The following is a 21,362-nucleotide window of genomic DNA, read 5'->3' as shown; positions in this document are numbered from 1 at the left end:
GTTATAAGGTTCATTAAGATAACTTGGTGTTTCGTATCTATATGAAGGAAAATATGTTAATACAGAATTAGAAAAGATATCCTTTATTTTCTTCTCATCATTCAATGACCAATACTTGATATTATTTGATTCGGAAAGTGTATTACGAATTTTTGCAAACTCAATTTTAGAATCCAAAATAATTACAGAATTGTATTGCTCCTCCGTACATTTATTGCGAATATCAACATAATCTATATACTCACCATTGTATTCAAACCGCAAATATACATATGAAGGATTTGCAGGATTAAGATTATACAATGAAGAAGATACTCTATAATATTTATTTTCTCGACCTTCAAATTCATTATGAAATACATCTTTCGCCAATTCATAAAAAGCATCTGTTATATGTGAAAGAATAGTTGTTTTCCCATTCCCATTAATTGCGGACAAAACATTTATACCTCTTTCTTTAAAATCAAGTTCTAAATGTTCAAATGGTGCACGATTTATAAATATCGCTTTTATTAAACTAAATGACATAACTAATCAATCTTATTGCCCCATCTTCGCCAATAGCAAAGACTGTAATTCAGTTAATTTTATAATCTCATGTTGCATTAAAAATATATTCCTAACCAAAATCTTCGCTTGATCATCAAATCTTTTTATTGCGATATGTGACGGAATAGGACACTCTTGTTGATTCAATATAACTTGTGTCAACAGTGGTTGACCAGAACCTTCGCTTTGACTATTTAAATCCATCCCACGTATAAGCCAATATAAGAAATATATATTATTCGATTTAGACATAGCCATCATTGCATTGTCATTTACCCAACATTTATTAGGCTCTAAAAATGCATTCCCACAATTAATGCCTACTCTTCCAATAATGATTACATTCTTCGCATTAAAAGATTCCGTGTAACCTATTATTCCATTCCCTCCGTAAATAGGTATAATGCCGTTATTTGTTTTTATAGCCTTGCCATTCTTGAAATCGGCAATTTCTTCCAATGTCCCCATTCTCCAACCTTCCGGCAAATTCTCTTTATCAATCTCATCTACAAACATTTTGCGGTAGAGTGTTTGAGCTGTTTCTTCCAAACGAGTGATTATTTGTTTGTTCAGACGGATTCTTCGGGAAATGGTTTCGTATTCGACAACTATCTTTCGTTGTTGTTCAATGGAAGGAATAGGAAGAAAAACATCACACATTTCCTCCCAACTAAAAATCTCTCTTGCGCTGCCATGAGATTTAAAGCGGGCATAACGGTCAAACTCTGGACGACGAAACCACATCATTAAATACTCGGGAAGAAGTTCATCCTGATTCTTTACTTCAAAAACCGTATAGGCCTGCGAAATAATAATTTTTCCTTTACCCGTATATAATGCAATGGACACTTTATCACCGTTACGCGATGTAACCGGACCATACGCAAATTGCAATGGTTCAACCACCTTATAAGAAGACATATCAGTTCCGATAGTATTTGCTATAGATGGTATAAATTCTTTGGAGATACTAACCCCCAAAAGTTCTTTCACCTCCAAATCCCGATTCCTTACATCCACCTCACGAATATAATCACCCAGCCGTCTATAATTCTCCTTACTCATAGTTGTTCTTATTAATCAGATTGACTACTACTTTCACCATAATATCCTTTTCTTCTGTACGGCTCTCAGCAATCATCAGCGTAAGAGCCACAAGGGTGTTGTCGGCAATGCGCTTACTTCTATCCGGATTGTAGAGAATGCCGTTACCGGCCATAAACCACAGGAAAAGGGTGGCAGCAATACGTTTGTTGCCATCACTAAACGAATGATTTTTCGTGACGAGATAAAGCAGCATAGCCGCTTTTTCCTCTACAGAAGGGTAAAGATCTTGCCCGCCAAAAGTCTGGTATATTTGCCCGATGGAACTTTTAAAGGAATCATCCTTCTCATGGGCAAACCACTGACTTCCACCGAATTTTTCCTTCAGTTCTTCTATGGCCTGCATGGCTCCCTCGTAGGTAGCATGGAACTTTACTTCGTTAGTGGTCTGCTCTACCGCCAGTTGCTGATAATCGTATCTGTCTAACGTATCGAGAGCATAAGCGTAATCGGAAACCACTGCCACCAAATTGAGCGCATCTTCCGAGGTCAGTGCTTCCTGCGCCTTGACTATACGGCCCAAGACCGTTACCAGTTGCTTCAATTCAGTATAATGCTGTTCGGTCAAAGCCTTGTTGACGGCATAGCCTTTCACCAGATATTCTTTCAGCACCTTATTGGCCCAACGGCGAAAGTCCACACCCTTTTTTGATTTGACCCGATAACCAACAGAAATGATAACATCAAGGTTATAGAAACGTACCTCATGGGTCTGGCTTTTACCTTCTATCGCACCATGTGCTGTGGTTGTCGCAAAATTTGCGACTACCACTTCGCCTGCAAGTTCTTCTTTTATGGCATTCGCTATATGCTTACGGATTGTTTTTGAATCGCGCCCAAATAGTTCGGCTATCTGATAGGCATTCAACCATACCGTATCTTGATTTATTCTGACCTCAAGCTGCGTTTCTCCATCTTCCGAACGATAGATTACTATTTTGTCATTCAATTCCATAGCCCAACTCCCTGAACAGATTCAACAAATCCTTCTTGCTTTCTTCTTCCTGTTTCAACAATTCCTTCATTTCTGCTTGCAGCTCTTTCATCTTGGAGTCGAAGTCAATACCTTCATCACGGCTCTTGAACTCAATGTATTTGCTGGGAACAAGTGACCATCCTTTGGCTTCAATCTCTTCAAGTGTGGCTGAATAGCAATATTCCGGTACGTTCTGGTAAGTCTGTTCGTATCCTTCACGCTGCCAGTTATGAAAGTTCTCGGCTATCTGTGCTATTTGTTCTTTGGAGAACTGGATGTATTTCTTCTCAAAGGGTTCTCCCCACTGGCGCAAGTCAATGAACAGCACCTCATTTTCACGGTTACGGTATTTCACCAACTCTCCGTTCTGTTCTACGGTACGGGCTTTGCGGTTACCAGCCAGAATCCAAAGCGTTACGCTGATGTCGGTGGAATAGAACATATTACGAGGAAGAATCACAATGGCTTCCACCAAATGATTCTTAAGCAACTGACGACGGATATTCAGTTCAGTGCCATCTCCACTCAACGCACCGTTGGCAAGCAGAAAACCTGCCATACCATTGGCCGACAATTTGGATACAATATTCAGAATCCAACCGTAATTGGCATTACTGGTAGGCGGCACATCGTAACCGTGCCAGCGTGGGTCGGCAGTCAGCTCATTTTCTGCACGCCATGCTTTTTGGTTAAAAGGAGGATTGGCCATGATAAAATCGGCCTTCAAATCCTTATGCTGGTCATCGTGAAAGGTATCGGCGGCTTTTTCTCCCAAATTACAAGCAATGCCACGAATTGCCAAGTTCATCTTGGCCAGTTTATAAGTGGTATTCGTGTATTCCTGGCCATAAACGGAAATATCCTTCTTGTTGCCATGATGTGCTTCGATGAACTTCATGCTTTGCACGAACATACCTCCTGAGCCACAACACGGGTCATATATTTTGCCCCGATAGGGTTGAATCATTTCCGCTATCAGATTAACGATTGTCTTAGGAGTGTAATACTCTCCTTTTCCCTTTCCTTCTGCTATGGCAAATTTTCCCAAGAAATATTCGTAAACACGCCCTATCAAATCATGTTCTTTATCTTTCTGCGTATCTATCTTGCCAATCACATCCAGCAGACTGGCCAATTTGGTACGGTCAAGACCCAAACCTGAATAATAATTGCTCGGTAATGCGCCTTTCAGTGCCGGATTATCCTTTTCCACCTGCGCCAAAGCCGCATCTATCTTAATGGCAATATCGTTCTGTTTTGCGTTTTCTATTAAGTAATCCCAGCGACTGATTTCGCTCAAATAAAACACGTTCTTTGCATTATAGAACACAGCCTGATTGACAAATGCGTCTTTGCCTTCCGAAACCAATTCATCACGTCTTTCCACAAAACGGTCGAAAGCATATTTCAGAAATATCAGACTTAATACGACGTGTTTATACTCTGAAGGTTCTACAGAACCACGCAGTTTATTTGCAGATTCCCAAAGGGTTTCCTCAATACTCTTTTCTTTCTGTAACTTCTTTGCCATGTTCTTTACTCTTCTTTTCTATTACTCATCGGTTGTTTTAAATTAATATGCAGCTATCCATCTTTCCAACAGCATACATTATTTGCAAATGTAATGATTAAGCATGAGAAAAGCTACAGTTGCATTTAAAAGATTCCATCCAACCTTATCCCCAGACCCTCAAGTCCTTCATCCGAAAACCGCCTGTCAATTTTTACGTTTCCGCAAGCAGAAACCTACGTTTCCCTTACGGAAAACATACGGCTCCGCACCGGGAAACGTACGGTTCCCGATAGGGAAACATAGAAAATGTAAAGACCTATTCCTCTTAATGTAGCAGCGTCTGAATAAAAAAGGCCGGAAGTTTCTTCCACTCCCGACCTTCACAATATCATCATCAAAAACAAGCCTAATCCGCCTGCATCTCAAACCGCCATTCCCCGGCAGAGAGCCTCAACTCCCGTTCGCTTTTCGGCTCGCCGTTCACACGCCAGCTACGAAATTCGGCAGGAAGCTCTACCTCGGCAGACGTACCTTCCGGCACCCGGAGATACATGGTTCCGCCGTGAGCCGACTTGTCCATTTCCAGCACGATGCGGCGGCCACCCGATAAGGGAACTTGCGTACGGATGAAATTCAGGTGTGCCGGATGAGGAGCTACACGGAAAGTCCGAAAGGCCGGTTCCACGGTCTCTATACCGACGATGTACTGCGAAAGAATGGTCAGCGGGCCTCCGCTCCAGGCGTGATTGTAGGTACCGCCCCCGAAACCTTCACTGCCGATACCCCAGCCTTCCCACAAGGTGGTCAGCGGACTTTCTATCATGGCGTGGTAACGCAGCTTCATGCGGTTCAGGGCATCCTGATAATAGCCCATCGTGCAGAGGGCCTCCAGCACGTATTTCTCCATGTACGGACTGGCGTGATACCACTCAGAAAAGAAAGGACGGATGACCGGATACAGTTCTTCGGGCAAGACACCCGACACGACAGCCAACGCCTGCGCACGGTCGTCGGGCTTTCCCTGATATCCCGGAGAAACGTAATACTTTCCGTTCCAAAATGTACGGTGAAACACTTTCCGCAAGCGGTCGGCAGTGGCGTGCGCCCAAGCGGCTTCTTCCGGCTCGCCAGCCAGCTGATTCATTTCTTCGTACCCCTTCAGGGCAATCACGTACCAGAGATTGAACAGCAGCGTCATGTCCTTGTTTTCTCCCCAGTCGCCCCAAGTCCATCCGCCGGAACGGGGTACGACCAATCCCAAGGAATCTGTTTTCCATACGTGAATGTATTTCTTTACCCGCGGAAGTACATCGAGAATCGTCTCACGGTCGCCCGTACCCATGTAGTAAGTCCAAAAACCATAATGGCTCACACTGGCCATCATCTGCATGGGCAGTTCGTCTTTGTAGTTTCCGGCCGGTACAGGGGCAAAGATAGTGCTGTCAGCCCGCTGCCAGCCCATCAATTCATGAATACCCTTGCGGGTCAACAGATGGGCTTTCTCATCGAGTGCATAAAAGGCCTCACCCTGTTCGTTTACCACATCGCCCCACCACTGGGCACGCTCGCGGTCGGGACAGTCCATGTACGTGTCGCGCATGGTGATGTACAGCGTGCGTTGCGCCTTGTTCCACAAGCGGGTCAGCATCGGGTCGTCGCAAGCGAAACTGCCGGCAAAAGAGGTATCGTATCCCGTTTCACGGTATTTCACGTCGAGCACCTCCACGCCTTCCGGCAATTCATACTGCACATAGTGGCCGTTCATCCAGCCCTTGCATTCAAACTCCTGCTCACCTTCCCGGGTGCGATATTCAGCGAACACATTGGGCTCCGAACCGCCCCGGTAGTTATCTGTACGAATGCGGATGCACTTGCCAGCCGGAGCTTTCAGCCGGATGTAGGGAGTGACCTGTGCATTGTAAGGCAGATAGGCCCGCAACAGGGTATCACCTTGCATTTCGGTGCATGCGTAGGGTTTCAGGCCATAGTCTTTCCAGAATGGAATGGGGCGGTCTACCAGCTGATTCCATCCGGCTTTTTCCAGTGATATTTCCGTGGCTTTCTTCCACTTTTTGTCATCATAATCGGGCAACATGAAAGGGATGTCTTTCACTGCATCGAACCCGATGTTTGACTCTGCCAGACGATAGTTGGGCTGTTCATCCAGCGTCACCGTATTGCGGAAACACCACCAGGTACCAGGACCTGCCGGCTCTTTTCCTTTCATAGTCCAGACCTGGGCCTGAACATAGAGAGAAAAGAAACAAACTATCACACATAACCACTTTTTCATCCTATTTGATTTTTTTACTCTACAAAAATAACAGACATAAGAAGAAAACCATGACAAAAACAATAGATTCTACCAAAGACAAAGAAAAACGGCACTAAAAAGACAGCCCGCTCCTCTTCTCAGAGAAACGGGCTGCATATCATAGAAATTGTCTGGAATCAGTCGTCAATGTCGATTACGTTCATCTGGCTGTCGAAGGTAAGTTCCCAGCGATTAGAAAGCTTCACTTCATACTCATTCCGCTTGCGTTCAATCTGGGTGATGGAAGCATCGGGATAGTTGGTCTTCACATACGTACGGATGGCAGCAGGAATCAGCTGTGACGGAACAGCCGGCAAGCATTTCACTTCTGTCCAGTCGCCCGACTTGTCAAATTCCACTTTCTCACCATTGGTGAAGATGACGTCGTACGACTTGCTGAACAAATCACTGTCTTGTTTGGCCAAAGCCACTTTTTTACCTTTAAAATAAGTACTAATGAAAGTCTGAGCCTTGGTTGGCAACTGTCCTACCTGAATAGGTTTTTCGTTATCGGCCATTGCCACAGTTGATACAGTGAACACACACACGAGCAGGAAAACTAACTTTTTCATAATGTCTATTGTTTTAAAATGAATACTTTAATGATTTATTGTACTGCAAAGATGAGACCCAATTCTGAAAAGATTCTGAAGAATCACCTTTTTTCAACAAAGAATCAAGAAAGAATCGTGAAAATGTGCATTCCGTCCTCAAAACGATAGGAAAGACGGAGCCGATATGCCTTGCAAATGGAATCGACCAAAGCCAGCCCCAGTCCCGTAGAACCTTCTTTCTTTCCTTCCTTATAGAAACGCTCGAAAATACGGTCTTTGTTCAGAGGTGCCTCTCCGGTATTACGGATTTCAAAAGACGAAGCAGTGAAAGTAAGCGTAATGGTACCTCCTTCCTCCGTATGCACAAAGGCATTCTTCAGCAGGTTGGTCAGCAAAACAGTGGCCAGCGACTCACTCATCTCCAGTCGGAAACAATGCTCCACATGCACTTCCACCTGCACACGACGATACGCATACACTTCCTTGTAATCGTCCAGGTAGTGCATCAGCAGCTCGTTCAGACAAATTGGCTTCACATCGGTAAACTGCCGGTTCTCAATCTTGCACAAAAGCAGCAGCGACTTGTTCAGACGGGTCAGATTCTCCAGCGTACGGTGGGTTTTCATCAGTTCCGAAAGCTGTTTTTCGGACAGCGTGTCATCCTCCATCAGCATCTCCAGCCGGTTACGACAGATGGCCAGCGGGGTCTGCATCTCATGAGAGGCGTTTCCGATAAAGAGTTTCTGCTGTTCATAGAGCTGCTCGTTGCGTTCCGAGAACAGGTTGGCAGCCTCGTTCAGCTTCCGGAATTCCACAATCCGCACCGACTCGTCGAGCGGTTCCTGTTTGGTACCCAGCCGATAATTCTCCAGCCATTGCAGCAAGGTATACAGCGGACGCATGTTCCGATAGAACACCCAGGCATTGACGGCCAAAATCATCAGCAACAAAAGGACATACAAGAACACAATCCATCCGAGGATGGCCCGCTGAAGGTCATACTTCTCAATGGTAGGCGTATACACCACCAGTTCCATGTATCCCCCGTCGTCTTTCTGGAAAATGGTCATCAGGACACGGGCAGGTTCGGTCTCCCCTTTCGCTGTAATGTAAATCATTTCATCCCGATAGGAGATTTTAGGATAAGACGCGGCATATTGCGCACTCACCTCGTACAAGAAATACTGGTTGTTCGAACCGTTATTGGTGGCGGGCATTTCTTCACCTGAAAGCGAACGGAGTATCAAAGATTCGGCATAATCGCTCAAGGAATCGTCCACTTCGTCGTTCACTTCCTCCATGACGGCCACATAAAACAATACGGCCCAGCACGTCAGGATGACGACCAAGATGGCGGACATGCGCCACATGACCAGCTGAAACAGTTTCATTCTTCTATCAGTTTATATCCTATACCATATACAGCTTTCAGCTCTACCGTAGCTCCCGCATCTTTCAAGTGCTTGCGCAGGTTCTTGATCTGGGCATAAATGAAGTCGAAATTATCTACCTGATCAATATGGTCGCCCCACACCGATTCGGCCAACGTGGTCTTGTTCACCAGCCGGCCGGGACGCAACATAAAGTAAAGCAGAATATCGTATTCTTTCCGGTTCAAATCGACTTCCTTTCCGCCTACAGTGACTTTGAAATGGTCGGGAATGATTTCCACATTGCCATAGGTCACTTTCTTCTCTCCTTCGCGCTGGTTACGCCGGAACAAGCTCTTCAGACGGGCATGCAGTTCGGCCAGATGATAGGGCTTCGGAAGGTAATCGTCCGCTCCTAAATCCAATCCTTTCACCTTGTCTTCCAGCGAATCCTTGGCCGACAGGATAATCACGTTGGTCCGCTTTCCCAAGGCCTGTAATTCTTCCAGCAAGTCGAGTCCGCAACCGTCGGGCAGCATGATGTCCAGCAAGATACAATCGTAATCATAATCTTCTATCTTGCGTAAAGCAGTCTTGTAATCAGGGGCCTGCGACACCACATAACGTTCTTTCTCAAGCGACTGGGTGGTGATTTCGCGGAGGTCCGCATCGTCTTCTACAATCAATATTTTCATGGCATATCATTTAAAGACAAAAAAAGCCATTCCAGACCTTATCAATTTGTCCGGAATGGCTTCGTTATGATTATCTGAATAAACAGTTACTTTTATTCATTAAACCAGCGTACATAGCAGAAGTCCTGACGGTGAGGCAGCGCGTCGTTCTTCGGGAACATACGATAAGCCACTTTGAAGCTTCCGGCATTTGACAAGCTGGCTACCATTTCGAAAGTGAACAGATTGCCTTCACGTTTCACCATCTTCATCGGATTGACCGCATAGATGTATTCACGTCCTTCTGCATTGGTGTAAGTTACTACCTGTTCTACGCCGATGGCATCGTCCAGACCCTTTTCATCAATTACGCAAGTCAACTTGTAGTCCTTACCGCTTTCTACGTTACCGTTGCACAAATCCTGGCACTTGTTGAAGGAAACCACCTGGATTTCGTCCCACTTGGCAGCCACTTCTTCCTTCCATGCGGCAATCTTCTTTGCCTCTTCAAAGTTATTGGCTTCCAATGTATGGAAACGAGTAGCTTCTTTGGTATAGAACTTTCTGTAGTAGTCATCCAACTGACGTTTCATGGTATAATGAGGAGCTACCTGAGCGATAGAATTCTTGATGGTTCTTACCCAGCCTTCAGAATATCCTTTCTTGTTTCTCGCATAGTACAACGGCAGGATTTCTGTTTCGAGAATACTGTAGATAGTAGCGGCATCCAACTGGTCTTGGTATTCCTGGTTCTGGTAAGTACGTTTCTCGGTCAATGCCCATCCGGCACCTTCACGATAGCCTTCCAGCCACCATCCGTCCAATACAGAGAAGTTAACTACACCGTTCATCAAGGCTTTTTCCCCAGATGTACCGGAAGCTTCCAACGGACGTGTCGGAGTGTTCATCCAGATATCTACACCTGAAACCAGACGACGGGCCAACTTCATATCGTAGTTCTCCAGGAAGATAATCTTACCTAAGAATTCCGGACGGTTAGAGATTTCTACAATCTTCTTGATCAATCCCTGACCTGCGCCATCGTGCGGGTGAGCCTTACCGGCAAACAGGAACTGAACCGGATAATCCGGATTGTTCACGATCTTAGACAAGCGGTCCAAATCAGTAAACAGCAAGTGGGCACGTTTGTAAGTGGCAAAACGACGGGCGAAACCAATCAACAGTGCGTTCGGATTAATCTTATCCATCAAAGAAACCACACGCGACGGATCACGCTGGTTCTTCAACCAAGTGTCGCGGAACTGGTCGCGGATATAATTGATCAATTTGTTCTTCAAAGCCACACGAGTCTTCCAGATTTCTTCATCGGGCACATTGTAGATACGTTCCCAAATCTTCGGGTTAGACTGGTCGTTCATGAAGTTCTTGTCAAAATATTTGTTGTACAATGCTTTCCATTCAGAAGCACACCAAGTGGGGAAATGTACACCGTTAGTCACATATCCTACGTGGTTTTCTTCCGGGAAGTAACCTTTCCAGATACCAGAGAACATTTCCTGAGAAACTTTTCCATGCAACCAGCTCACACCGTTCACTTCCTGACAAGTGTTGCAAGCAAAGGTAGACATACAGAAGCGTTCGTTCGGGTCACCCGGATTGATACGACCTAAGTCCATCAAATCCTGCCAGCTGATACCCATACGCTGCGGATAACCACCCATGTACTTGCCGAACAAGCCTTCATCGAAATAATCGTGTCCAGCCGGAACCGGAGTGTGTACAGTATACAAAGAAGAAGCACGAACCACTTCCAATGCTTCATCGAATGTCATGCCGCTTTCCACGTAATCACACAGACGCTGTACATTACACAATGCCGCATGTCCTTCGTTGCAGTGATATACGTCTTTCTTGATACCCAGTTTCTTCAACAGCAGCACACCACCGATACCCAACAGGATTTCCTGTTTCAGACGGTTTTCCCAGTCACCACCATACAGCTGGTGAGTGATGGAACGGTCGAATTCGCTGTTCATTTCATTATCGGTATCCAGCAAATACAAAGGTACACGACCTACATTGACTCTCCATACGTATGCATGTACGTAATAGTTCAAGTAAGGTACATCCAATACCAACGGCTGGTCGTTTTCGTCTTTCACACGTTCCAATGGCAGGCTACCGAAGTTCTGTGCTTCGTAGTTAGCAATCTGCTGTCCGTCCATTGAAAGGCTCTGAGTGAAATAACCGTAACGGTACAGGAAACCTATACCGCACATATCTACGTTACTGTCTGAGGCTTCTTTCAGATAATCACCGGCCAAGATACCCAGACCACCGGAATAGATTTTCAGTACGTGAGTCAAACCATACTCCATACAGAAATATGCGACAGACGGACGGTTCTTATCCGGCTTTACAGACATATATTCAGTGAATCTATCATAAATCGCATTGATTTTGCCCAGCATCTCTTTATCTACAGACAATGCCTCCAGTTTCTCATAGTTCAATCGTTCCAACAGAGCAACCGGATTCTGCCCTACAGCACGCCATAATTCCGGATCCAGTTCTTTGAACATATCAGTGGCATCGTCATTCCATGCCCACCAAATGTTGCGAGCCATCACTTCCAGCATCTTCAGAGATTCCGGAATACGGGATTTCACATTAATCTCCCGCCATGCAGGAGAATTAGCATAGTTTGTCTTGATTTTCATATCACTAATTTACTAATGTTTTAATAGTTCATTTTTGTTTATAGGATTTGCAACGTTCATGCGCCTTACGCAAAGCGATGTCGTATGCCTCATAATAGTAGCGGATAAAGTGTTTCCATAAAGCTTTTTCCGCGATATCTGCCGCATTGTTACGAATTACGTTCACTTCCGATTCTGACAGTTTAGAGAAATCTGTAATGGTATCGCGAATTCCATCGGCCACTTCCGAATAATTATAATCCGTGCGATGAATCACCTTCACACCCTCTTGCAACGTACCGTAGTGCCCTTTCAACGAGTTTACCCACAAGCCAAAGCCTGCCAAATCGGTTGTCACAGTCGGCACCTTGAAGGCAATACTCTCCAGCGGCGTATATCCCCATGGCTCATAATAAGAAGGATACACACTCATATCGGCACCAATGAGCAAGTCATAATACACTTCGTTCACTATGCCGTCCTTTCCATCCAGATAGCAAGGTACAAAAATCACTTTCACCTTGGAATCAGCTGCATTCGACATGTTCAAGTATTTCAGCATATCCAATACTTGGTCATGGCTCATATTATTCAACCAATGGGTGATGAAAGGAACCTCCAAGGGAGTATCGTAATCCTTATCACTTTCCAAACGCTGCTTCAAGTCTTCACGGGCCTCGCCTACCCAACCTGGCACATTGACAAAAGCCAAGACTTCACGAGTCAAGTTCTTCTCACGGGTTAAACGGTTCAAGGCCTCCAGATAGACATTGATACCTTTGTTCTTGAATTCATAGCGTCCGCTGGTAACCACAATCAACGTATCGTCGTCCATCTTCGTACCTAACAGCTTGTTAGCCAAATTCAGGAGCAAGGCTCTGGCATACTTGCGTTTCTTTCCGAACATTTCACCTTTCGGAACGAAATCATCTTCAAAACCGTTCATCAATACTACATCGGCTTCTTTTTCCAACAATTCCTTGCATTCGTTGTTGGTAATGTCGCTGACCGTAGTGAAACAATCTACAAAATGGGCAGTCTGCTTCTCAATGGAATGCTTGGACTCCACATTCAGTTCACGGGCCATCTGGTCACCGTTGTAAGCGAATAAGTAATCATAGAGGGGTTTATTGTTCCCGGCAATGGAACGTCCGATAGTTGTTGCGTGTGTAGTAAAGATTGTGGCTATTTCCGGTACATGTTTCTGCACGTAGAGGGCTCCCATTCCGGTCATCCACTCGTGAGCCTGGTAAATCACCTTGTCGGTCATGGTCAAATTGTACCTGTAGAAACTTTCGACCACCTTCCCGGCTGCATACGAAAACATGGAAGCTTCATCATAATCTCCATAGGCATGCAAGGAGTCCACATGATAGTCAAGCCATGCTTGCGTATAAATATCATTTTTATCTTTATAGAAAGGAGTAAAATCCACTAAGATTGCAATGGGAGTTCCTGGAATATTCCACCGTCCAACCCGAATTTGCAGGCCGTCTTTTTTGACTGCATGTTCTTTCCACGCTTCCAAAAGCTTCGGATCTTCGGTGAACATAGGATTTTCCTTACCCAACCAGACATCTGGTCCTATAAAAAAGATTCGATCAGGGAAAGTGTTCTGCAAGGTTTTTGCTCTTGTAGACAATACAGTGTAGATGCCACCCACTTTATTACATACTTCCCAACTAGATTCGAAAATATAATCAGGTGTTAGTAACTGTTTCATCATCGTCTTTAATATCTTCTAAATCAACCGCGAAGATACAAAAAATATTGAAACGGAAGAAAAAAACGAAATTTTTTATGCCGACAGCATCGTTTCTGTACATCACAGATAGACAAATGTATCATAGTTATCAGACTATCAACAGGATACAAAAATTGTATATGTAACAAAAATGAAAAAGAAATCCCCTTCAGACAGCCTGACGACCGTATGAAGGGGATACAGAATAATTCACTAATTTATGCCAGTGCAGATCCCATCAAAAAGGTAGCTGCCAAAGCAACAATAGCATACAATTCAGGGAATACTGCCAAAATTAGGGTATTACCAAATACGTTGTGTCCCTGTCCGATGGCTGCAATACCGTTGGCACAAACCTGTCCCTGACGGATGGCAGAGAACAAGGCTACCAGTCCCAGACCGATACCTGAACCCAATACGGCACAAGCCTGAATAGCTGTAATCTCCGGAGTCAATACACCGAAAATACTCTGGAACATAAAGTAACCGGCAAAACCATACAGACCCTGTGTACCCGGAAGGGCCGTCAATACCAAGAAGTTACCAAACGCACTGTCATTTTTCTTCAATGCGCCAATGGAGGCATTACCTGCAATGGTTACACCATATGCACTACCGATACCTGACAAACCAACCATAATTGCGATGCCGATGTAGGCAATCAAAAGATTCATTTCCATAATAATTATTTGTTTTTTAGTTTTTAATTACTTTGTTATTTTAATTTTTGAAAGGCTTGTATTCCTTTCCTCCTCCTTCGTATCCGGCATTCTTGAAGAATTCCACGAAAGTCAGACGCATCGGATGCACCATGGCACCCAATACATTCATAAAGATATTGATGGCATGACCGATGACAAATATCAGCACCATGACGATCGGACCAGCTATCACATTGTCCGGACTCATTCCGACAGCCAAACTGTTGAACACACTGGCCAGAATGCCACCGGAAAGACCCAAGGCGAACAGACGGACATACGACAAGACATCACCTAACAAGCCAGTAGCCATGTTGTAGGTATCCCACAATCCTAAACCGATATTGACAAACACATTCTTATCCGGACTATTGTACAGATAGGCCATCAGTACACCGATACCCAAGAATATCAGATGCAGCGTACCGCCCATCGGCATCACACCAGGAGCCGCAAAAGCCACTGCCGTGCTGACCAAAATCAAAATCCATCCGATGGTGGAAATAGCGTATTTCACTCCAAACTGAATGGTCTGATTGACAGACTTCAGTATCATACCGAAAATAATCTGTACTCCTCCTAAAATCAGTGAAAGATTGAACATCTGCTGGTTGTCTAACGAAATAGATTCTTTCAAAGTCTGGAAGAACGGCAATTGAATGTCATACAGGTTAAAACCGAAACAGGTACCTGTCAGCAGTCCGCACACCATGGTCGAAGCGCCCAGAATCTGCACCAAAGTCAGAATTGACTTCATGGAGGCACTCAGTTTCTTGGCAAACAAACGATACAACGTAACGGCCAGTAACATGAACAAACCATACCCTGAATCTCCCAAGCAAAGACCGAAGAACAACATAAAGAACGGGGCAAAGAACGGAGTCAAGTCCAATTCATTGTACTTCGGCAACATATACAGCCGCATGATCGGTTCGAATAACCGGAAGAAATCTTTGTTCTCCAATAGAATTGGTACATCATCTCCCGGCTGTGGAGCTGCTGTTTCATAATAGACTTCCTGCGAACGAAGAAACTCGGTCATTTCCGGTACACGCTCCGTTGGAATCCATCCTTCCAGCAACATCAACTTATTGTCAGCCAAGGTATCGGTACTCAATACTACCTTCGAGAACTCAATCTGCGAATGTACCCGGTGTTGGGCTGCCTGTAAATCCGGAATTACGGTTTCAGCCAGTTCCTTCAATTTATTTTGAAGCGTTTCCTGCTGAGCCTTTAAGTCGGTCACAGTCTGTTGCAAAACAGAAAGTGAATTTTCCGGCAACTTGGCCGTTTCCACTTCCAGTTCCGGCACAGTATCGCCTTTCGTAATTGTAACAAAATAGAGCTTCGAACCAATCTGGTTAATAACCGTAGCATGATATAAATCGGCCCATTCCGGTTTGAACTGTTTCTCTGCACAGACATAGAAACCAATCTGGTAACCGGCCTTCTGCAAGCGGGAAATATTTTGAGGATCAAAATCGCCCCACGGTTCTAACATCGTCACCTCTTTCTCTACCGCCTGAAGGCGATGAGCCAGTTGCTGCGACTGATGAAGCAATTCTTCCGTTTGCTGCAAGGCTTGTTCTCCTCTGTCTGCATCTCCTTCATGCGATTCAGTAGAAGGCACTCCCATTCCCTGCAACAACTTGATGGCAGAAGCATACCGGGCCGACAAGCGGATACTCTCCTGCAAGGAAGCATTCTCAGCTCCTCCCTGCGCCTTTGTCACCACATGTACGACTCCCAGGTCACGGATACTTTTCAAAAAACAATCATACTCTTTATGGTACACCAAAAAAGTAACCTTTGTCATTTTTGCAATCATACTTCCGCCTCCTTTCTTTTCTCCTGAATAGACTTCAAAATCTTCTGAGAGGATTTTGATAGATTCTCCTCATCTTCCATAAAGCGTTTGATTTTCCGCAGCGCATCCTGATAGCCCGGTATCTGCACCTTTTCAAACAAGTTCACCTTCTGAGTGGTCTTCTTTCGTGCATGTTCCAACAAATCGAGTTTAGCAAGCGTAAACTCTCTTTCGATGGCTGTTTCGGCAAGTTTCTTCAACAGGTGAATACCGTCGGCATACCACTTCGGGCTACAGAATAAGCTAAATGGCCGGATATCAAACTCCACCTCATCCAGCAACGGAACACGGACGCCTGCAATCTTCCGCACACCCAGATGCACATCTTTTACCTTTACCAATGAGGCATCAAACTCATTCCAGAGGGCATGCATGTGCTCGTATGAGGAGATTTGCGCTTCCAGTCGTTCCTCCAGCCCGGCAGCTTCTTCCTTGCAGCGTTTCACTTCCATGCGCAGGGCACTCTCCTTATTCTTAATAATAGGGAGCGTACGCACACGGACCTTCAGCTGCTTTTCAAGCTGTTGCAAAGAGGTCTTGTTATACTGAAATTTTATTGCCATTTTAAAGTCTTATATTTTTATTTCTTCCAATACTGATCTATGAATTCTTTCTTGATGTTCACCTCTTCCGGCTTGAAATATTTCCGGAACAATCCCCAAGTCACATCCAACATTTCGGTCGTGTTCAGGTTCACATCAATGGCCAGCAACTGGTTGGCATAATCCTTGGCAAAAGCCAACGCACGTTCATCGTAATTGGTCAAATCGAAACCGTTTTCCATCTTGGTCTTGGCATTGGCTGCATCGGCATACAGACGTACGGCGGCATTCATTACCTGCGGATGATCTTTACGGGTCTTCTTACCGCTTACCAGCTGTTTCAAACGTGACAATGAACGGAACGGATCGACAATTACCTTACCAATGTCACTGTCACGACGCAAGAAGAGCTGACCTTCCGTGATGTAACCTGTATTATCCGGCACTGCATGTGTAATATCTCCTCCCGAAAGGGTAGTCACCGCAATAATCGTGATAGACCCTCCACTCGGGAACTGCACAGCTTTCTCGTATATCTTCGCCAAGTCGGAATAAAGTGAACCCGGCATAGAATCCTTCGAAGGAATCTGGTCCATACGGTTGGACACGATAGCCAACGCATCGGCATACGAAGTCATATCCGTCAGCAATACCAATACCTTTTCATTGTGCTCCACTGCAAAATATTCGGCCGCAGTCAGTGCCATATCCGGAATCAGCAGACGTTCTACCGGCGGATTTTCTGTGGTATTCACAAAACTGATGATACGGTCGAGGGCACCTGCATTCGAGAATACATTCTTAAAATAAAGGTAGTCATCGTTCGTCATACCCATACCTCCCAGGATAATCTTGTCAGTCTGTGCACGCAAGGCCACATTGGCCATTACCTGGTTGAAAGGCTGGTCCGGGTCGGCAAAGAATGGAATCTTCTGTCCGGATACCAGCGTATTGTTCAAATCGATACCGGCAATACCGGTCGCAATCAGTTCCGAAGGCTGTTTACGACGTACCGGGTTTACCGACGGACCACCAATTTCTACTTCCGTACCTTCTACCTCCGGTCCTCCGTCAATCGGTTCACCGAAAGCATTGAAAAAACGTCCGGCCAGCTGCTCGCTCACTTTCAGTGTAGGAGACTTGCCCAAGAAAACGACCTCTGCATTGGTCGGAATACCTTCCGTACCTTCAAAAACCTGCAGAGTCACCTCATCACCGGCAATCTTCACCACCTGCGCCAGCTTGCCGTTCACCATAGCCAGTTCATCGTAACCTACTCCCGTCGCTTTCAGCGAACAAGTGGCCTTGGTTATCTGGCTAATCTTTGTATATATTTTTTGAAAAGCTTTTGTCGCCATTTTCTACCCATTTATTGATTTCACTTATTTTACTTTTCGTTCATCCACCAGTTCCTGCAACTGTTTCCGGAACTCCGTGTACTGCGGAGAACGGAACGGTGAATAGTTCATCTGCTTGCAGATATTAATCATTTTCTTGAAGTAGTCCATCACTTCCACAAAATTGTCGAAGCTGAAATCCGTGTGGCAGATATCAATGATCATGTTCACGATTTCTTCCTGACGTTCCATCGGAGTCACAGAATCCACCTCATCAAATGCATCCTGCTGCAAAATGACAAAGTCAATCAGTTCTGATTTCCAGAAAATCACGTGATATTCTACAGGTACCCCATCATCACCCAGAATGTTAATCTGCTCAGCGATTTCCTTACCACGCAGCAAACGTGTTTTCAGTTCCGTCACCTTACCAATCCATTCTCCGTTGATATGCTCTGTAATATAGGCTTCAAATTCGGGGTATTCCAGATATTTGGAATAAGAATCAATCGGGTTTACGGCCGGATAACGTTTACGGTCGGCACGTTCCTGTTCCAAGGCATAGAAACAGCGGGCTACCTTTTTCGTGTTTTCCGTCACCGGTTCCTTCAAGTTACCACCGGCCGGTGACACCGTACCGATAAAAGTAATGGAACCCGTCTGTCCATTGTTCAGATGCACATAGCCTGCACGGCCATAGAAATTAGAAATAATAGCAGACAAATCCATCGGGAAAGCATCCGGTCCCGGAAGTTCCTCCATACGGTTGGACATCTCACGCAACGCCTGAGCCCAACGGGAAGTAGAGTCGGCCATCAGCAAGACTTTCAATCCCATGGCGCGATAAAATTCAGCCATCGTCATAGCCGTGTACACAGAGGCTTCACGAGCAGCTACCGGCATGTTAGAAGTATTGGCTACAATAATCGTACGCTCCATCAGCTTCCGTCCAGTATGCGGGTCTACCAGCTCCGGGAACTCTGTAAAGATTTCCACTACCTCGTTGGCACGCTCACCACAAGCTGCGATAATTACGATATCCGCTTCAGCTTGTTTGGAAATCGCATGCTGAAGCACTGTCTTTCCTGTACCAAACGGTCCCGGAATAAATCCCGTACCTCCTTCCACAATCGGGTTCATCGTATCAATGACACGTACACCCGTTTCCAGCAGTTTATAGGGACGCGGCTTCTCTTTATAATTGGTCATTGCCTTCTTCACCGGCCATTTCTGAATCATATTGACCGGGATCTCCTTGCCTTCTTCATCTGTCAAGACTGCAACTGTATCTTCTATTGTATATTCACCTTCTGCTACAATGGATTTCACCTTATAAGTGCCCTGAAGCTGGAAAGGTACCATAATCTTCAATGGCTGATGATTTTCTTCCACTTCGCCCAGCCAAGCAGAAGGAGCCACTTCATCACCCGCTTTTACGATGGGTTTAAATAACCATTTCTTTTCTTTATCCAGCGGATAAGTATACTGGCCACGTTTCAAAAATACTCCCTCCATTTTGTCGAGGTCGTTCTGCAATCCATCATAGTTTTTCGAAAGCATCCCCGGTCCCAATGTCACTTCCAGCATGTGGCCCGTAAATTCGGCTTCTGCACCCACTTTCAGTCCACGTGTACTTTCAAAAACCTGTACATACACATTTTTACCCACCACTTTGATGACCTCAGCCATCAGGCGGTCGCCTCCGGTCGAGATGTAACAGATTTCATTCTGTGACACCGGACCATCGACGGTCAATGTAACCATATTGGCGATAACGCCTATCACAGTTCCTTTTGTTGCCATTCTATTTTATTTTTACTATTTTCTAAACTCTTCTGGAATCTGTACTTCTTCCTTCAAATGCTGAATCATCTGACGGAACAATTCGCTTCCTTTTTCTTTATCCAGTGAAATCCAGCGCTCAATCATCTCCAGCTGTAACAAAAAAACGAACAGACGCTCTACTGTGAAATAATTGAAGAACGACTCGTCTTCCAGCCACTTCCAAGCCAGTAAATCTGTTTTCTTTTCTCGTTCCACCAGTTCATCCATTTCTGCAATACGTTGCAAATCTTCCATATACTCCAACTGCTCACCCAAGCCGAAATCACGTGCATTTGACGTTCTCAACAGTTCACAGACCTCGGTATCTCCCACTATCCGTGGAGCTATTTCCAATTTATATTTACGTGAAATAAAAGCAGAAAGAATATTGTTCACATTCAGACTGAACTCAAACCAACGGCTCACAAAGCGATTACCACATTTCATGGCATACGCATAATAAGCAGCCGCAAGTGCTTCCTCAGCAACGAAATGTTCTTCACCTGCACTCTGAAGATACAATGCTACGAAATCATACAAATAAGAAGGGAATTTTTTCTCACGAACATCCCCCTGACGAACAGCTTCTATCAGAAGAAGCAAATCTTCGGCAGAAAAATTTCCTCGTTCGTCCACTCCCGCATCCTTATCCTTTAATAATTTAAGTAGATTTATATTATCAAATTTCAGGTAAAACAAATCGATCAGTTTTTTGTCCTTATCAGACAACGAAGGATAAAGTTCAGATTTAAAGTTTTCAACGGTATAGCTCAGCTTGCCATCATCCAAAGACAAAGTAGGCAAGCCAGCCACCAAATAATAATAGTTGCTCATGCCATTGGATTAAAACAACATTTTAACTAACTGAGGACGAAGGAATTCCTTAAAATAATTTTCAAACTCTTCTTCTCCAAAATTCACCTTATAAGAGCCATCTGCAGGTGAAATGGAAAACAACATTTTCATTCCATTTACCTGAGTGATAGTGACGCCTTTATCCAGCAAATTCTTTGCCTTTGAGGTAAAGTATTTCTTCAAACCTTCTGCATCTTTTACTGAAATCTCAATCGGTTCATTAACCGACCATTTCTCAGCCAAAGTCAGAATAAATTTATAAAGGAATTCCTTATCTGCTGTAAAACCTTTCACCGCATCTTCGACGGTCTGGTTAGTCAGCAGATTGGCTACTTCCGTCTTCAACGCATTCACCGCCTGACCTGCAAAAAGTTTTAACTCCGATTTTGTGTTTTCAGTCAATTCATCAGCTGATTTTTTTGCATCGGCCAGTATCACTTCAGCCTGTTTCTTCGCATCTTCAATCAGCTTCTCCGCCTGAGCCTGAGCTTCATTCACCAGGCGCTGAGCTTCCTCATTTCCTTTTTCTACCCCTTCACGGTAGATTTTATCGGTTAGCTCTTGAATTTTGTTTTCCATGATGATTTATATTTATAAAAGATTACTGCCTATAAGATTTTTTAGTTGCCCAAATATAACAACTTTTTTACTCAAAGCAAGTATATTCCTCATGAATATTTAACTGGAAACACTGAAAAGGAATGAGATCTTTAATTAACGTGAGTTCGAAATAGTAATAAATATATTTCAGTGATAATTAGAAACATAGCGATAAAAG

The 21,362-nt window shown here is 44.6% G+C and carries 17 protein-coding genes; all 17 read right to left on the bottom strand.

The window, feature by feature from the left end; all coding sequences use genetic code 11:
- On the bottom strand, positions 1-528 hold a 528-nt coding region (locus tag H6A28_RS13945), incomplete at its 3' end, for an AAA family ATPase (protein WP_204480858.1).
- A 12-nt stretch (positions 529-540) separates the two neighbouring features.
- Complete coding sequence (locus tag H6A28_RS13940) at positions 541-1,614, bottom strand: restriction endonuclease subunit S (RefSeq protein ID WP_204480856.1); 1,074 nt, start codon at positions 1,612-1,614, stop codon at positions 541-543.
- A complete protein-coding gene (gene rhuM, locus H6A28_RS13935; protein WP_204480854.1) occupies positions 1,607-2,608 on the bottom strand; it encodes a virulence protein RhuM/Fic/DOC family protein in 1,002 nt (333 codons plus the stop codon). The genes H6A28_RS13940 and rhuM overlap by 8 nt, the downstream gene beginning before the upstream one ends.
- The gene (locus H6A28_RS13930; protein ID WP_204480852.1) at positions 2,595-4,160 is read right to left on the bottom strand and encodes a type I restriction-modification system subunit M; all 1,566 of its coding nucleotides are present in this window, start codon (positions 4,158-4,160) and stop codon (positions 2,595-2,597) included. Before H6A28_RS13930 ends, rhuM begins: the two co-directional genes overlap by 14 nt.
- A 388-nt stretch (positions 4,161-4,548) precedes the next feature.
- The gene (locus tag H6A28_RS13925; RefSeq protein WP_204480851.1) at positions 4,549-6,435 is read right to left on the bottom strand and encodes an alpha-L-rhamnosidase C-terminal domain-containing protein; all 1,887 of its coding nucleotides are present in this window, start codon (positions 6,433-6,435) and stop codon (positions 4,549-4,551) included.
- Positions 6,436-6,593: 158 nt separating this feature from the next.
- Complete coding sequence (locus H6A28_RS13920) at positions 6,594-7,028, bottom strand: PepSY-like domain-containing protein (protein ID WP_204475364.1); 435 nt, start codon at positions 7,026-7,028, stop codon at positions 6,594-6,596.
- Between the two features lie 104 nt (positions 7,029-7,132).
- Positions 7,133-8,401, bottom strand: coding sequence for a sensor histidine kinase (locus H6A28_RS13915; protein ID WP_204480849.1), 1,269 nt, complete (start codon positions 8,399-8,401; stop codon positions 7,133-7,135).
- Complete coding sequence (locus H6A28_RS13910; protein ID WP_204475362.1) at positions 8,398-9,075, bottom strand: response regulator transcription factor; 678 nt, start codon at positions 9,073-9,075, stop codon at positions 8,398-8,400. Before H6A28_RS13910 ends, H6A28_RS13915 begins: the two co-directional genes overlap by 4 nt.
- Positions 9,076-9,167: 92 nt before the next feature.
- Positions 9,168-11,735 carry an alpha-glucan family phosphorylase gene (gene glgP, locus H6A28_RS13905; protein ID WP_204480847.1) on the bottom strand — a complete coding sequence of 856 codons (2,568 nt, stop codon included), beginning with the start codon at positions 11,733-11,735 and terminating at the stop codon, positions 9,168-9,170.
- Between the two features lie 28 nt (positions 11,736-11,763).
- Positions 11,764-13,440 (bottom strand): glycosyltransferase, encoded by a 1,677-nt coding sequence (locus H6A28_RS13900; RefSeq protein WP_204475359.1) that lies wholly within the window; start codon positions 13,438-13,440, stop codon positions 11,764-11,766.
- A gap of 236 nt (positions 13,441-13,676) precedes the next feature.
- Positions 13,677-14,138, bottom strand: a complete 462-nt coding sequence (locus H6A28_RS13895) for a hypothetical protein (protein ID WP_022353285.1) — start codon at positions 14,136-14,138, stop codon at positions 13,677-13,679.
- 40 nt (positions 14,139-14,178) lie between these two features.
- On the bottom strand, positions 14,179-15,987 hold the full coding sequence (locus H6A28_RS13890; protein ID WP_204480845.1) for a V-type ATP synthase subunit I: 1,809 nt from the start codon (positions 15,985-15,987) through the stop codon (positions 14,179-14,181).
- Entirely contained in the window at positions 15,984-16,589 is a 606-nt protein-coding gene (locus H6A28_RS13885) for a V-type ATP synthase subunit D (protein WP_204475355.1), read from the bottom strand. The genes H6A28_RS13890 and H6A28_RS13885 overlap by 4 nt, the downstream gene beginning before the upstream one ends.
- A 17-nt stretch (positions 16,590-16,606) precedes the next feature.
- Positions 16,607-17,926 carry a V-type ATP synthase subunit B gene (locus tag H6A28_RS13880; RefSeq protein ID WP_022353282.1) on the bottom strand — a complete coding sequence of 440 codons (1,320 nt, stop codon included), beginning with the start codon at positions 17,924-17,926 and terminating at the stop codon, positions 16,607-16,609.
- Between the two features lie 24 nt (positions 17,927-17,950).
- Positions 17,951-19,708, bottom strand: coding sequence for a V-type ATP synthase subunit A (locus tag H6A28_RS13875; protein WP_204475353.1), 1,758 nt, complete (start codon positions 19,706-19,708; stop codon positions 17,951-17,953).
- Between the two features lie 15 nt (positions 19,709-19,723).
- On the bottom strand, positions 19,724-20,563 hold the full coding sequence (locus H6A28_RS13870) for a DUF2764 family protein (RefSeq protein WP_204480843.1): 840 nt from the start codon (positions 20,561-20,563) through the stop codon (positions 19,724-19,726).
- A gap of 9 nt (positions 20,564-20,572) precedes the next feature.
- Positions 20,573-21,163 (bottom strand): hypothetical protein, encoded by a 591-nt coding sequence (locus tag H6A28_RS13865; protein WP_204475350.1) that lies wholly within the window; start codon positions 21,161-21,163, stop codon positions 20,573-20,575.
- Between the last annotated feature and the right edge of the window lie 199 nt (positions 21,164-21,362).

This window comes from Bacteroides mediterraneensis (genome assembly GCF_016900355.1).
Taxonomy (GTDB): Bacteria; Bacteroidota; Bacteroidia; order Bacteroidales; family Bacteroidaceae; genus Phocaeicola.
The sequence above is the reverse complement of the archived record's forward strand: the minus strand, read 5'-3'. Positions and strand labels throughout refer to the sequence as shown.